Origin of the sequence: Rhodococcus sp. 66b (assembly GCF_002076325.1) — a bacterium.
GTDB classification, from domain to species: domain Bacteria; phylum Actinomycetota; class Actinomycetes; order Mycobacteriales; family Mycobacteriaceae; genus Rhodococcus_F; species Rhodococcus_F erythropolis.
Genome location: NZ_MUZB01000007.1, coordinates 61,064 through 74,173 on the forward strand (window position 1 = coordinate 61,064; position 13,110 = coordinate 74,173).

Here is a 13,110-nt window from a genome sequence, read left to right on the forward strand (position 1 = left end):
TGCTGCAACTCGTCGCAGCCTCGAAAGCCGTCGCAGGTGGACCGTCCGCCCCCACTCGGTCGTGGTCGTCACCGAAGCCTCCCATCTGGACCAGGCTCCCACCGGGCCAGTCCATCCGTCACGCGTCCTACCAACTCACCGAAGATGTATGCGCCGTCTTCGGCGGTAGCCCCGACTGGATTGCCGAGAACGCCGTTTTGCGACACAGCGACCATACCGCCCGAACGCATTCCTGGCATCAGGTCCGCGATAGGAGACAAATTTCCTGTCTCAGCAAGGCTCATGTGCACCAAATCGGGCGAAAGGTGCAGCAATAGGCTCGTTTCAGTGTGCCCCGCGTGCGCATCGGCACCCGCAACAGCGCACGGCACCCAAGCGGCGTCACGTCCCTCGTATCGAAGAAGTGCCACAGCTTTGGCCAGCGCGGGACCGTTTCCGCCGTGGCCGTTGACGAACAGCACCCGCTTCGTCCACCTGAACGCCGACCTTCCGTATTCAACGACGAGGGTTTCCATAGCCTCGGCACCGATCGAAATCGTGCCGGCAAACCCTTCGTGTTCGCCGCTCGCCCCGTATTCGATGGCCGGGGCCACGACAACGTCGGGCAGAGCCTGTGCGACTGCTCTCGCGATCCGAGTGTCGGTATCGAGAGGCAGGTGCGGTCCGTGTTGTTCGAAAGAACCGACCGGGACCACGACGGTGAGCGCAGTGCCTTCGAGCGCAGGACTCGGGATGGCAGCAAGGTCACGCGGAGAACTCATCCCTCGATGGTATTGGTGCCGGCCCCTCCCACCGCAACACAGCATGCGGATACACCGGAGCATGGTTGTGCCCCGGTGTATGAGTTTTCAGTGGTCGCGGTTCACGCCGCTGTGGGTGGACTGTTCCCGCCGATCGGCTGCTGATACGGATCGATCGACATCGGTGGATAGAACACCGTCTTCCGATCCGGGCCGATCTCCACCCGCCACTCCGTGTGGTGCAGTGTCCGATGGTGATGACCGCACAACAAGATCAGATTGTCGAGATCTGTTGGGCCACCATCGTTCCAGTGAACAATATGATGAGCATCGCACCACCCCGACGGCGTCCCGCACCCCGGAAACGCACACCCACCATCACGAACCGCCAACGCCCGCCGCTGCGGCACCGTCGCCGTTCTCGCTTCCTTACCGCACTCGAGCGGAACACCATTCTCGTCCAATAAGATCCGCGTCACGGTGCAGTCGCACGCCAGCATCCGGGCAGTGTCGATACTGATCGGGCCCACCCAATCCGTCCACGCAAACCCGAGTTCCTCAGTGGACGGCAGGAGGTCTTTCAACGCTTGCAGGTCCGTCATGTCTTTCACCGATGCGGTCACCGTGATGTGTGGTTTCACTCCGCCTTCGATCGGACCCAACCCCGCCCCCTCGTACCGGCGCAACAACTCGCAAAACCCGTCCGCACGCCGTAGCGCCGGAGTACGCGTGTCCTTGACACCGTCCTTCTCCGGTGTCGGAGCGGACAGGCTTGACAACAAGGTGATCAACCGGGCCCCGTTCACAGCATCCAGATCACCCTTCACAGACACACGCCCGTACAGGCCTTTCGAGGCGTAGAACTCGTTCCGCTCCGAATCTTCCCCGACCGGGACCCCGTCCTCGCGTTTGCCGTACTGCTTCTCGATCCGCCGAATCGCTGCCCGCGCCGCATCACAATCCGCGATGTTCTTCGACGCCAACCCCAACAAGATCCCGCGGGCCTTGTCCACATCCGCCGGCGTCATGTTCTTCGGCGGATGCTGACAAAACGACGCCACCTGCCGCGCCTTCAACGCATCAACATCACCCCGGTGAAACGCATCCGCCACAACGGGTTCGAGCATCAACAACCGCGCCAACCCGACCAGCAGACTGCACTCACCGATCTCCAGATTCGTCGAACCGTGCAACCACTGCGCGATCGCCCGAAAACCCTTCCCGCCGAGAACCTCTCGGGAAAACATCTCCACGATCAGCAACACCATCCGCGACTGCAACTCGTGCCGGGCGCGCACCAGATCCAGAACCTCACACTTGAGGCCCTCACCATCCAGCTGCCATGCTTCCCGACTGTTCATACCGAAAGCTTAATCGAACATACTTTCGATAACCAGAGACAAAACGGACGACTTATATCGCCAACGCAGCCCGATGCCCCTCGATGACCGCTGCGTGCGAACGTCTCGGGGACAGGGCGTCACCGATGCGAAATATCTCGAAAGAACTTCCCTGCAAGGAGTTCCACAACTCGTCGACAGGTTCCTGCTGTGTCGCGAAGACCACCCAGTCGACCGCGACTTCCTCGACCACACCCGTCGGAAGGTGAACCAAGCTCACGAGCGGCGAGGCTCCAGCGCTCACCGAAGTCACCATCAGATCCGTCCGTTGCACGATCGACTTCTCGAACGCCCGGCGGTTCCACCCCTCGAAATCCAGGGTGACGCTCAGATCTTGGGCAACCACCATGCCGTTGGTCGCGATCGTGACAGCGCAACCTCGATCAGCCAGGAATTCCGCCACCGACGTACCTTGATGGAATCCCAACTCGTCGTATACGAGCACCGTTCCGCTCGGCAGAACCCTGCCGTCGAGAACGTCTCGAACACTTACGACACGCTCTGATCCACCCGCCCACGTTGGGCGCACGGGCCGCGCGCCGGTTGCGATCACGACCACGTCGGGCGCCCGTTCCTCCACAATCGCAAGGTCAGCTCCAACACCCAGCTCGATCGTCACACCGCTTCGGCGACACTCCGATTCGAGATTTCGCACGAGGTCGGCGAGCTCACGGCGAACCGATACCACCGAGGCGGTAAGAATCTGTCCGCCAAGTCTTCGTTCACGCTCGAACAGCGTCACCGCATGACCTCGCTGGGCCGCGGTGGCCGCAGCTTGCAAGCCGGCCGGGCCGCCGCCAACTACAACCACCGTGCGGCCCCGTCGCCGCGGCATCGGCAGTGGGACCGATTCCCGACCGGCGCGCGGATTTTCGGTGCACCCCAACCAACGCCCCAGACCCATCCGCCCGACGCATTCCTGGTTGCAGGACAGGCAGGTTCGCACCTCTGACGATTGACCGGCACGCGCCTTGTTCACAAAATCCGGATCGGCGATCTGCCCGCGAACTACGCCCACCAGATCGCATACACCGTCCTCGAGTGCAGCTTCGGCTTGCTCCGGCGTCTTGAAACGGCCGACTCCGACGACTGGAAGATCGACGACCTCCCTGATCGCAGACGGGACGAACTTGGCGTAGCCGGTGGGTACAGCCATCGATGCTTCGACCAGATGCAGTGTTTCCGTGGCCATTCCGACGGTGGTGTTGATGTAGTCGACGTGACCGTCAGCTTCGATCAGTTGGGCGGTGGTTACCGCGTCGGACAGTTCGATGCCACCCCGCGTTCCTTCGTATCCACTCAGGCGCACACCGAGCACACGATCCGGGCCGATGGCCTTACGCAGTACCCCGAGCACTTCGAGAAGGAAACGCGCACGATTCGCCACGCCCCCGCCGTAGCGATCGGTGCGCAGGTTGGTCGAGGGTGCGAGAAACGCGCGCACGATGGACGACTGCGACGCCTGCAATTCCACCCCGTCGAAGCCACCGGCGACGCAGTTGCGCGCAACAAGGGCGAACCCTGCGAGAATCTCGGCAATGTCCGCGTCATCGACAGCCTTGGGCACCTCTCGGAACAACGGATCCGCAACGGCGCTCGGCGCCAACAGCGGCGATCGCGAATAGGTTCCAGCGCCCTGACCCCCATTGTGGTTGATCTGCGCGAGAATCGACGAACCATGCGCATGAACGGCGTCGGTGATCCGCCGGTATCCCTCGATCGCTTCCGGCCGATAGCCCGCAATCATCTTCTCGTACGGTCGATCCGAAGGATGCGTCGAGTGCTCCTCGGTGATGATCAGACCCGCACCGCCGCGTGCCCGCGCCTCGTAGTAGCTCGCGTGCTGCTCCGTCGGCAACCCGTTCTCCGCGTAATTGGTCAGGTGTGCGGAGAACACGACCCGATTGCGGAGTGTCAGGTTGCCCAGGCGCAGTGGCGCGAAGAGGCGCGGGTACGGCGTCATCAGACCTTGGAGTTTCCTTGATCGAGAGCGATATGACTTGCCGTGACGGTGCGTGAACCGTCACCCGCGAGCCACAGAACGGTATCGGCGATCTCGTCGGGTTCGGCGAACGCGATGTCCGAGAGGATCGGAGTGAAGTTGGGAAGGTACTGCGGAAACTTTGCAAATACCTCGAGCGCGCCCTGGTCGACCCCCATCGGCGTATTTACTCCGTAAGGGTGGATCGAGTTGACCCTGATCTTGTACTCCCCCAGTTCCTTTGCCGCGGCCTGCGTCAGACCGACGAGACCGAACTTGGCGCTCGCGTAGTGCGCCTGTCCGGGCAGCGCCTTGAGTCCGGCCACCGAACTGACCACGATGATCGATCCACCGCGCCCACCTTCGATGATCGCCGGCACCGATGCCTTGAGGGTTTTCCAGACTCCGGTCAGGTTGATGTCGATCAGGGTTTCCCACTGCTCGTCCGACATTTCCCAGAATCGATTCCAGTTACAGACCCCGGCATTGGCGACCACGATGTCAAGGCGTCCGAACTGCTCGACACCATCCTTGACCACCGCGGTGAGCGCTGCGCCGTCACGGACATCGACCTCGCGAGCGAGGATCTTCCCACCCTCCGCTTCGACCAGACGTATCGTCTCGGCAAAATCCTCGGAAGTTGCTGCGTCGTAAGAATTGTCCGACGCCACCGACGCGCACACGTCGACTGCGATGATCGCTGCTCCCTCGCGCGCCATCTTGACCGCGTGCGCACGTCCTTGACCGCGCGCTGCGCCGGTGATGAAAGCAACGCGACCTTCGAGCGAACGAACTGAACCCTGTGTCATGAGATAGCCCTCTCTGCAGAATTGAAACTCGTTCTAGTAGTAAACCCTGCAAAGCGCCCTTCGCGGATGGATTCGAGAACAGTTCTCGGGGCAACCGAGTCACCCACCGGGATGTCGGCCGCTTCCTTCAGCGTTTCGTTCGGCAGACGGGGCGAGCAGTCGATCACCACTTCACACTCGAGCTGTGACCACTCGCCGGTATGAACGTGCTCGACGCAGACGGCCCCTGAGGCGATTTCGATGACACGGGACGCGAGCACCCTGGTGACCCCGGCCTGCTGGATGCGCGTGTTGGCGCCGACCAGATCCCCACTCGCACCGAGCCTCGAACCGACGATGCCGTCCGGAGTCACAATCGAGACGGAGACGCCCTCGGCCGCGAGTGCTTCTGCGAGCGCCACCGCGATCGGTCCACCGAGCGGATCGATCAGCGCGACCGGACCCGGCCCCACGGTGGTCAACTTCCCGAAGGCTTCCGACGCATCCAACCACCGAACCGAGTCGTCGACCGGATACGTCGGCGGCCGCGCAGCACTACCGGTGGCAACCACAACCAGCTCGCCCCGACTACGTGCATCACTCAGGTCCTGCGCGTCGACCGCCGCCCCGGTCCGCATCGTCACGCCGCTACGACGGCATTCGTCCTCGAGCCACTGTGCGAGGAGTGTGAACCGGCTGCGGCCGTCACCTCGCGCAAAAGTTCGGATCATGCCGCCGAACTGCGATGAACTCTCGACGAGTGTGACCGAGTGCCCCGCCACCGCCGAGATCCGCGCGGCTTCCATCCCGGCGGGGCCACCCCCCACGACCAGCACGGCTCCCGGTGTCGAAATCTGCTCTCGCTCATCGGGGTCCACCGTCTCGAAACCCGCGCTCGGATTCCCCACGCACGTCACGACCGGGTTGCGAGGATCACGCACGAGGCACGTCTGATTGCAGAGCACACACGGCCGTGGACGATCACCGCGCGCGGCTTTCACGACCAGGTCCGGGTCCGCGATCTGGGCCCTGGTCATCTCGACGAACTCGGCCACTTCCAGCGCTGCACGAGCGTCGGTGATGTCCACGACGCTCCCCTGCACGACAACCGGAATCGAGACCGCGGCCTTGATCTCACGGCACAGATCGAGGTTGAAGTTCGGCGGACAGTGAAAGTCGGGTCGGTACCCCTCTGACGAATAGAGTCCGCCACGAACGACGACAAGGAGATCGAGTAGTGGCGACAGATCGCGTGCAAAACCGGCGGCGAGATCGGGTGTCAGTCCCGCCCATGGTGCTTCCTCGTCGCAGGACAACCGCAGGGAGACAACGTGGTCCGACCCGACTTCCTCGCGCACTGCCGAGATGATCTCGCGAACAAGGGCAACGCGATCAGTGCCGTATCGGTCTTGCCGAGTGTTGGTCAGACCCGAAAGGAACTGCCGCAGAATGCTTCGAGGACCGGCATCGAGTTCGACTCCGTCCATTCCCGAAGCGATGGCCATTGCCGACGCTTCACGAAAGCCGGCCATCAACTGGTCGATTTCCGGCTGCCCCATTGCCATCGGCAACTCACGCGTCACCGGGTCGGCCACTCTTGACGGTCCCCACAGCACCGATTGGGAGTATGCGCTCGATCCCTGCATGCCGGTATGACCGAGCCCGGCAAGAACCAGCGTCCCGTACGGAGCACATGCGGCCGCGATCGACTGCCACCCCGGGCCGCATTCCGACGCCAGCGGTGCACGCTCGTACGGCCAGTCGTTCTCCAATACCGAGGCCACTTCGGTGACGACGATTCCGGCTCCACCCTCGGCGCGGCGCTGGTAGTACGCACGGTGCCGATCGGAAAGTGATCTTCCCACAGCAAGATTGGTCTCATGCGGACCGAAAACAACCCTGGACCGGACGAAGCGTCCGGCCAGGGTTGTGTGTTCGTCGAGTGTCAACTCACAGCTCTATCGGAACCGCAATCTCAGCTGGCGCCCAGTGAGCGTGTGAAGCCTTCCGGGATCACCAGGTCTGCCGGGCTCAGTTCGGTGATGGACGAGTGGCCAAGGCCCATCAGCCCCGAGTCGATGCCCATCCGCATCAGGTCGAGCACGTTCTCGACACCGGCCTGGCCGTTTGCCGAGAGACCCCACAGGTAGGCGCGCCCGAGCATGACGGCCTTGGCTCCGAGTGCTAGCGCCTTGACGACGTCGCCGCCGCGTCGAATGCCGCCGTCGAGAACAACTTCCACCTGATCGCCCACGGCCTCGGCAATGCCCGGGAGCACGCGGATCGGCGCCGGGGTGCCGTCGAGGTTGTTACCACCGTGGTTGGAGACCGAGATAGCGGAGACACCGGCGTCGACAGCTCGCTTGGCGTCGTCGATGCGCATGATGCCCTTGAGCATGAACGGTCCACCCCACTGCTCACGAAGCCAGGCGATGTCTTCCCACGTCGGAAGCGGCGTCTGCATCCACTCGCCGTACGCGCCGAAGAACGTCGGTGCCGGCTGGCCGGGAGCCGCGAGGTTGGGTGTTGTCAGGTCGGGGATCTTGCCGGTCTTGGCGAACTCCAGCAACCACTTCGGGCGCATGATGCCCTCGGGAGCGAACTGGAACATCGCCTTGAGGTCCATCTTTTCGGGGATGGACGGGCTGCCCCAGTCGCGACCGTACGAGAAGGACCAGTCGGTGGTGATGATCAGGCCCTTGGCACCGGCAGCGCGAGCGCGCTCCATACGCTGCAGGAGCACGTCGCGGCTGCCGACCCAATACATCTGGAAGAAGACCTGCGGGTTGGCCGCGGCAACTTCTTCGATGGACTTGCTGGCGAAAGAACTCAGTCCGATGGCTGTTCCACGTGCTGCAGCCGCACGAGCTACCGCTACCTCACCGTCGGGGTGCACTGCCTGCACACCGGTCGGTGAAATCATGACGGGCAACGAAATGTCCTGGCCCATAATGGTGGTGGACATCTCGCGCTTGTCCGACAGTCCCGCAGCGTGAGGAGCGAAACCCAGTTCGCTGAATGCCGCGACGTTGTCGTCGACCGTCAGCCCTTTCTCGGATCCCGCCACCAACGCCGCGTACACGGACTTGGGCAACCTCTTCTTCGCACGGCGCTGTGCTTCTGCCACCGTCTCGAAGAAAGCATTCTTAGCCATTGAACTGACCTCTCTGGGGTGCAGCTTTCGCCGCACTGTCGGTATCGCGCAGTAGTTACTGCATTCCCGCAAGCGGGTTTTCGTCACAAATCTTGGCGGGCGGACGCATCATCAGTGTCAGTGGCACCGATGCACGTGGGGTCTTACGTTGACCGGAACGGGAGTGGTCGACGCTGGACTTCGGGACCTCTCCCGCCGACGCCAATGCCATTTCACCGTTACCGATGACGCATTCGGGGTCAGGTCCGTCCATCGGCAGTCCGGTGAAGAACTTGGCTGCCATGCAGCCACCCCGGCAGGAGTCGTAGTGATTGCACTTGCTGCAGGCGCCACCGGTCTGCGGCGAGCGCAGCTCCTCGAACAGGTCCGAGTGCTGCCAGACTTCCTGGAATCCACCGTCTTTCACGATGTTTCCGGCGAGGAACTGCTCGTGAATCGCGAACGGGCATGCGTACACGTCACCGACCGGGTCGATCAGGCACACGACGCGGCCCGCGCCACAGAGATTGAGACCGGGCAGTGCATCGCCGAACGCGGAGAGGTGGAAGAACGAGTCGCCCGTCAGGACGCCTTCGCCGTTGGCCACCAACCAGTTGTAGAGCTCACGCTGCTGCTCCGGGCGTGGGTGCAGGTCGTCCCACACATCGGCGCCGCGACCCGAAGGGCGCAGTCGAGTGATGCGCAGGGTCGCGTCGTACTTGTCCGCGAGAGCCTTGAACTCGTCGAGCTGACTGACGTTGTGCCGCGTGACGACCACCGAAATCTTGGCGTCCTTGAAGCCGGCTTCCTTCAGGTTCGCGAGAGCCCGCTCGGCCATTGCGAACGAACCAGGCCCGCGCACAGCGTCATTGACCTCAGCGGTGGCACCGTCGATGGAAATCTGCACGTCGACGTAGTCACTGGCCGCAAGCCGTGCCGCGACCTTCTTGTCGATCTTCACGCCGTTGGTGGAGAACTTCACGCCAACCTGGTGGTCCGTTGCGTAATCGACGAGCTCCCAGAAGTCGGAGCGTACCGTCGGCTCGCCGCCACCGATGTTGACGTAGAAGACCTGCATACGTTGCAGCTCGTCGATGATGGACTTGCACTGTTCGGTGCTCAGCTCGTTGGGGTCACGGCGACCCGACGACGAAAGGCAGTGCACGCAGGACAGGTTGCAGGCGTAGGTGAGTTCCCACGTCAGGCAGATGGGGGCGTCGAGTCCGAGTTCGAACTGATCGACGAGGCGACCCACCTTGGCGGGCGGAGAGGGCTGTTCAAGAACTGAGGTCATGGCTGTGTCCTCGCGAAGAAATGAAGCGGGCGAACGTGCAGAAGGGCTGTTCCGCACGTGGGGGCGAGCGTCTGGCTCAGACAGGCACGATCATGTGCGAATCGGCGAGAGTGCTCAGCGCGCGGGCATATTGGGGAGCCGCGTCATCTTCGATGCCTTGCGCACGTAGTGCGGACCTGACATCAGGATGGTCTGGCAACGCCTTGACCACCGCAACGATGGTCGTGTTCTTCAGGAACGACAGCTTGCGCGTTCCGAAGTGGTAGAGCAACGCCCCGAAAGGTTCGGGGCGAAGCGCTACCTGCGGGTGGAGTTTCCACCCCGCATCGAGATCCAAAGCAGACACGGTCAGTACACGCCGCACATGCCGTCGATGGAAACTTCCTCAACGAGGGACTCCTCGACGAGGTCGTTCTCGAGCGCCTTGTTGTCACGATCTGACATGGATTCCTCCTGCGGTCGCACTCCGTCTGGAAGTCTGTAGATCAGACTTCCAACCTGGGAGTTGGTGGTCACTAGTGGGACTTCACTGTGACTCGGTTCACCACTGTAATGGCATCGAGTGCAGAATGACACACATGGAGCGAAAAAAGTATGCGTAGCCGCAAGAAACCGTCCGCTCGGATAGGTCGTCGCCCCTCCACAACGAGGGAGGGAATCAGCACGATCGGCATCGAACTGTTCTCCACCGTCGGCTTCAACGAGGTGAGCGTCGACCAGATAGCCGACGCCGCCGGCATCGCGCGCCGGACTTTCTTTCGCTACTTTCCGTCCAAGAACGCCGTCCCCTGGGGCGACTTCGACGGACATCTCGACGAGATGCGCGAGCACCTGGATTCACTGCCCGCTGACATACCGTTGGTCGACGCACTCGAATCCGCATTGTTGACGTTCAACACCTTCCCGCCGGAAGAGACTGCGGTACATCGCAAACGGATGGAATTGATCCTCGAAGTTCCGACGCTTCAGGCATACTCTGTGGTGATGTACGAAGGTTGGCGGCAGGTGGTCGCCGACTACGTCGCACGCCGAATGAATCTCGAGCCGACCGATCACGGCCCACGCACGGTCGGCTATCTTCTGCTCGGGGTCGCCATGTCGGCGTACGAACAGTGGCTCACCGACGATTCACTCGAGCTACCGGAACTCTTGAAAACAGGTACGCAGTCCTTGCGGACCGGCATCACCACCTGAGAAAGGCGATCATGTCCACCATCACGAACGAACCGGTCCTGGATTCACTGGCACCGTCGACGCCGGGCTTGTGGTCGTTCGGGCATGTCACCGTCGAACGTGTCGATTCCGGTCCGATCTCGCTCGATCGTCGAGGCGGCAGACTCCACGTCAGGCACTCCCTCACTCCCGCCGATCTGAGCGAGCGACTCGTAGCCGGAGTCACCTCGTCGATCCAGGACGCGGAGTTCGGTCAGGACGAATTCGAGTTGACGATGGTCGGACTGGTTCGGTCCACCGTGGACGGCGCTCTCGAATCCTGGACCACCTACTACCGGAACTCCCTTGCCGAACTACTGGACGGCACTGCAGATTTCGCGCCGATTCACGACAAAGCCGAAGAACTGGTTCGCGGTTCCGTACTCGATCTGGGTTCCTGCTTCGGTTTCCTGCCCCTGCGGCTCGCGCGCGCCGGAATGGACGTGACCGCCACGGACATCCTGCCCGGAACGATGATCCTGCTCGACGCGGTAGCCCCCGAACTCGGCATCACGATCGACACGGTGATCTGCGACGCGGGTGAAGTACCGGCACCGGACAACAGCGCCGACACCGTCACCGCAATTCATCTCCTCGAGCACGTCGACGACTCGGTCGGCGAAGCCGTGATCGCGCAGGCACTCCGAATCGCACGTCAACGGGTCGTCATAGCCGTCCCCTTCGAAGACGAAGCCACCGCGTGCCACGGCCACATCCGTACGTTCGATCTCGAGTCACTGCGTGCGGTCGGCCGGCAGACCGGTGTGCCGTTCGAGGTATTCGAGCATCACGGCGGCTGGTTGGTGCTGGACGCATCGGCCGCCTGAAAAGAACTAACCTTCTTTCAGCGTATGGGCGACAAGTGCATTCGCGTGCCCATGCCCCATCCCGTGCTCCGACTTCAACCAATTCACCAATTCCATGTGCTTGGTGAGGTCTGAGCTTTTGATCAGCTCTTGCCACTCACCGATCGGCCGACCGTATTTCTTCTCGATCGACGGAAAATACGACGCCGGGCCTTTCACGGGTTCAGTCATGACCGGAATCTACCTCCACCGCCCGACAATATTCGCGCACCTGCGGTGCCCGCATGTCCGCACCTGCGGAATCGCTGGGTAGATACGCGACCATCGGATTATGGTCGAAGTACACCCACCCCAGAGCACAGGAGTTTCAGAGATGCGACTGTCCACACGAAATCAACTCACCGGCACCATCACCGAGGTCAACCTCGGCACCGTCATGGCAACGGTCAAGGTGAAGTTGGACGGCGGCAACCAGATCGTGACTTCGTCGATCACCCGCGATGCCGCACTGGATCTCGACCTCGAACCAGGCCAAGCCGCAACGGTATTCGTGAAGTCCACCGAGGTGACGATCGGCGTCGAATAACTGGTGATCGCTGCGATCAGGGCCGGGTGAGATGCGTGGTCATCGTGTAGTTCTTGCTCGGCCCCGTCACGGTCCAGACGACCGCCCAAGCCGATCCATCTACTGCAGTGACGTCGATTCGCCCGCGGTAGGTGTCCGCACCGCACAGGTGCTCGACTTCCTCCCCCGGCGCCCAGTCGTGGAACTCTCTGCCGTCTTCGAATGTCACGGCCCATTCGAGGCCGCGCTTTGCAATGAACAGAGTGCGGAACACTGGCAATTCCAGATCGCCGTCACGCAGAGTGCCACTCTCGTACCAGCGCATCCGACCGTCACCGGCGTCGGAGATAGTGGTCTCGCCGAAGACATGCTTGGTGGAACCGGAAAGGCGGTCGACGATGTCGCGCTCGAAGTGCCACGTTCCTGCCAGCGCCCTCGGCTCGATCTTCGCGTCGTCAACCATGTGACGATTCTAGTGACCCTGGACAAGGACTTGCGAAGGAGCCGAACGCACTGCGTGGAGTATGTTCCGAGTACACCCGGAACACGCAGGAGATTCACACAGACATGAATGATTCGGCCGCCCTTCACCAACGCACAGTGTTCGCCGAAGATCTCGAGATCGGCCAAGTGATCCCATTGGGCTCGTATTCGGTGACCGAAGAGGAGATCGTCGAGTTCGCAACCCAGTGGGATCCCCAGTGGTTTCACATCGACAAGGAAGCCGCCGGGTCCGGGGTCTTCGGCGGGTTGATCGCCAGCGGGCTGCACACCCTGTCGATCTGCCAGAAGTTGGTGGTCGACAGTCTCTACGACCAGTGGAACGTGATCGCCGGAAAGTCCATGCGCGACGTGAGCTTCCTACGTCCACTTCGCCCCGGTGACACCCTGAGCGGAAAGGTCACCGTCGACAACGTCGTGTTCGACAATCGCGCGCGGGGATTGGTCACCATCACAGCGAAATTGGTCGATGCAGACGGCAATCGCGTTCTCGACGTAGTCACTGACGCCTACCTGCACTGTCGCCCGACTCGCGGACAGTGAATTATCGGTAAATTCCGCACCGCATTGTCTGAATTGCCGTACTTTCAGTGACGTTGCGACGCAACAGTACCCATCCCCGCAAACAGGAGTTCCTCACACATGAGCAGCCTCGGCGAGATCAATCCTCTCGGCATTCTTCAGATCCTC

The 13,110-nt window shown here is 62.0% G+C and carries 15 protein-coding genes; 4 read left to right on the forward strand and 11 right to left on the reverse strand.

What is annotated here, in order from left to right; all coding sequences use genetic code 11:
* Positions 1-68 precede the first annotated feature (68 nt).
* The 9 genes from mftE to mftA form a co-directional block, all read right to left on the reverse strand.
* Positions 69-761 (reverse strand): mycofactocin biosynthesis peptidyl-dipeptidase MftE, encoded by a 693-nt coding sequence (gene mftE, locus B0E55_RS14470; RefSeq protein WP_019744248.1) that lies wholly within the window; start codon positions 759-761, stop codon positions 69-71.
* Between the two features lie 101 nt (positions 762-862).
* Positions 863-2,101: an HNH endonuclease signature motif containing protein gene (locus B0E55_RS14475; protein WP_080909952.1), complete on the reverse strand. Its 1,239-nt coding sequence runs from the start codon at positions 2,099-2,101 to the stop codon at positions 863-865.
* A gap of 52 nt (positions 2,102-2,153) precedes the next feature.
* On the reverse strand, positions 2,154-4,103 hold the full coding sequence (locus tag B0E55_RS14480; protein ID WP_046378241.1) for a mycofactocin system FadH/OYE family oxidoreductase 2: 1,950 nt from the start codon (positions 4,101-4,103) through the stop codon (positions 2,154-2,156).
* On the reverse strand, positions 4,103-4,930 hold the full coding sequence (locus B0E55_RS14485; RefSeq protein ID WP_003941966.1) for a mycofactocin-coupled SDR family oxidoreductase: 828 nt from the start codon (positions 4,928-4,930) through the stop codon (positions 4,103-4,105). Before B0E55_RS14485 ends, B0E55_RS14480 begins: the two co-directional genes overlap by 1 nt.
* On the reverse strand, positions 4,927-6,858 hold the full coding sequence (locus tag B0E55_RS14490) for a mycofactocin system FadH/OYE family oxidoreductase 1 (protein ID WP_080909953.1): 1,932 nt from the start codon (positions 6,856-6,858) through the stop codon (positions 4,927-4,929). Before B0E55_RS14490 ends, B0E55_RS14485 begins: the two co-directional genes overlap by 4 nt.
* 26 nt (positions 6,859-6,884) lie before the next feature.
* The gene (gene mftD / locus B0E55_RS14495; protein WP_020906858.1) at positions 6,885-8,063 is read right to left on the reverse strand and encodes a pre-mycofactocin synthase MftD; all 1,179 of its coding nucleotides are present in this window, start codon (positions 8,061-8,063) and stop codon (positions 6,885-6,887) included.
* A gap of 55 nt (positions 8,064-8,118) precedes the next feature.
* A complete protein-coding gene (mftC, locus tag B0E55_RS14500) occupies positions 8,119-9,336 on the reverse strand; it encodes a mycofactocin radical SAM maturase (protein WP_003942089.1) in 1,218 nt (405 codons plus the stop codon).
* A gap of 76 nt (positions 9,337-9,412) precedes the next feature.
* Positions 9,413-9,700 (reverse strand): mycofactocin biosynthesis chaperone MftB, encoded by a 288-nt coding sequence (gene mftB, locus B0E55_RS14505; RefSeq protein ID WP_007728309.1) that lies wholly within the window; start codon positions 9,698-9,700, stop codon positions 9,413-9,415.
* Positions 9,685-9,780 carry a mycofactocin precursor MftA gene (gene mftA / locus B0E55_RS14510; protein ID WP_063836238.1) on the reverse strand — a complete coding sequence of 32 codons (96 nt, stop codon included), beginning with the start codon at positions 9,778-9,780 and terminating at the stop codon, positions 9,685-9,687. The genes mftB and mftA overlap by 16 nt, the downstream gene beginning before the upstream one ends.
* 150 nt (positions 9,781-9,930) lie before the next feature.
* On the opposite strand from mftA, the gene mftR reads away from it, so the two are divergent.
* Together mftR and mftM are read left to right on the forward strand one after the other, a co-directional pair.
* Positions 9,931-10,530 (forward strand): mycofactocin system transcriptional regulator, encoded by a 600-nt coding sequence (gene mftR, locus B0E55_RS14515; RefSeq protein WP_019744253.1) that lies wholly within the window; start codon positions 9,931-9,933, stop codon positions 10,528-10,530.
* An 11-nt stretch (positions 10,531-10,541) separates the two neighbouring features.
* Positions 10,542-11,375 carry a mycofactocin oligosaccharide methyltransferase MftM gene (mftM, locus tag B0E55_RS14520; protein ID WP_019744254.1) on the forward strand — a complete coding sequence of 278 codons (834 nt, stop codon included), beginning with the start codon at positions 10,542-10,544 and terminating at the stop codon, positions 11,373-11,375.
* A 6-nt stretch (positions 11,376-11,381) separates the two neighbouring features.
* Here the strand turns inward: mftM and B0E55_RS14525 are convergent, their stop codons facing one another.
* On the reverse strand, positions 11,382-11,585 hold the full coding sequence (locus B0E55_RS14525) for a DUF4287 domain-containing protein (protein WP_019744255.1): 204 nt from the start codon (positions 11,583-11,585) through the stop codon (positions 11,382-11,384).
* 142 nt (positions 11,586-11,727) lie between these two features.
* Here B0E55_RS14525 and B0E55_RS14530 point away from each other — a divergent pair, with 142 nt between their 5' ends.
* Positions 11,728-11,940 (forward strand): TOBE domain-containing protein, encoded by a 213-nt coding sequence (locus tag B0E55_RS14530; RefSeq protein ID WP_003942061.1) that lies wholly within the window; start codon positions 11,728-11,730, stop codon positions 11,938-11,940.
* A gap of 16 nt (positions 11,941-11,956) precedes the next feature.
* Here B0E55_RS14530 and B0E55_RS14535 read toward each other — a convergent pair whose 3' ends face one another.
* Positions 11,957-12,382 carry a DUF6314 family protein gene (locus B0E55_RS14535; RefSeq protein WP_019744256.1) on the reverse strand — a complete coding sequence of 142 codons (426 nt, stop codon included), beginning with the start codon at positions 12,380-12,382 and terminating at the stop codon, positions 11,957-11,959.
* A gap of 104 nt (positions 12,383-12,486) precedes the next feature.
* Here B0E55_RS14535 and B0E55_RS14540 point away from each other — a divergent pair, with 104 nt between their 5' ends.
* Entirely contained in the window at positions 12,487-12,963 is a 477-nt protein-coding gene (locus B0E55_RS14540) for a MaoC/PaaZ C-terminal domain-containing protein (protein WP_019744257.1), read from the forward strand.
* Positions 12,964-13,110: the final 147 nt, after the last annotated feature.

What these genes read in the sequence shown, in the direction of transcription:
- mftE (WP_019744248.1), bottom strand. Translation starts at nt 761, where the DNA reads ATGAGTTCTCCGCGTGACCTTGCTGCCATCCCGAGTCCTGCGCTCGAA.
- B0E55_RS14475 (WP_080909952.1), bottom strand. Translation starts at nt 2,101, where the DNA reads ATGAACAGTCGGGAAGCATGGCAGCTGGATGGTGAGGGCCTCAAGTGT.
- B0E55_RS14480 (WP_046378241.1), bottom strand. Translation starts at nt 4,103, where the DNA reads ATGACGCCGTACCCGCGCCTCTTCGCGCCACTGCGCCTGGGCAACCTG.
- B0E55_RS14485 (WP_003941966.1), bottom strand. Translation starts at nt 4,930, where the DNA reads ATGACACAGGGTTCAGTTCGTTCGCTCGAAGGTCGCGTTGCTTTCATC.
- mftD (WP_020906858.1), bottom strand. Translation starts at nt 8,063, where the DNA reads ATGGCTAAGAATGCTTTCTTCGAGACGGTGGCAGAAGCACAGCGCCGT.
- mftC (WP_003942089.1), bottom strand. Translation starts at nt 9,336, where the DNA reads ATGACCTCAGTTCTTGAACAGCCCTCTCCGCCCGCCAAGGTGGGTCGC.
- mftA (WP_063836238.1), bottom strand. Translation starts at nt 9,780, where the DNA reads ATGTCAGATCGTGACAACAAGGCGCTCGAGAACGACCTCGTCGAGGAG.
- mftR (WP_019744253.1), top strand. Translation starts at nt 9,931, where the DNA reads ATGCGTAGCCGCAAGAAACCGTCCGCTCGGATAGGTCGTCGCCCCTCC.
- mftM (WP_019744254.1), top strand. Translation starts at nt 10,542, where the DNA reads ATGTCCACCATCACGAACGAACCGGTCCTGGATTCACTGGCACCGTCG.
- B0E55_RS14525 (WP_019744255.1), bottom strand. Translation starts at nt 11,585, where the DNA reads ATGACTGAACCCGTGAAAGGCCCGGCGTCGTATTTTCCGTCGATCGAG.
- B0E55_RS14530 (WP_003942061.1), top strand. Translation starts at nt 11,728, where the DNA reads ATGCGACTGTCCACACGAAATCAACTCACCGGCACCATCACCGAGGTC.
- B0E55_RS14535 (WP_019744256.1), bottom strand. Translation starts at nt 12,382, where the DNA reads ATGGTTGACGACGCGAAGATCGAGCCGAGGGCGCTGGCAGGAACGTGG.
- B0E55_RS14540 (WP_019744257.1), top strand. Translation starts at nt 12,487, where the DNA reads ATGAATGATTCGGCCGCCCTTCACCAACGCACAGTGTTCGCCGAAGAT.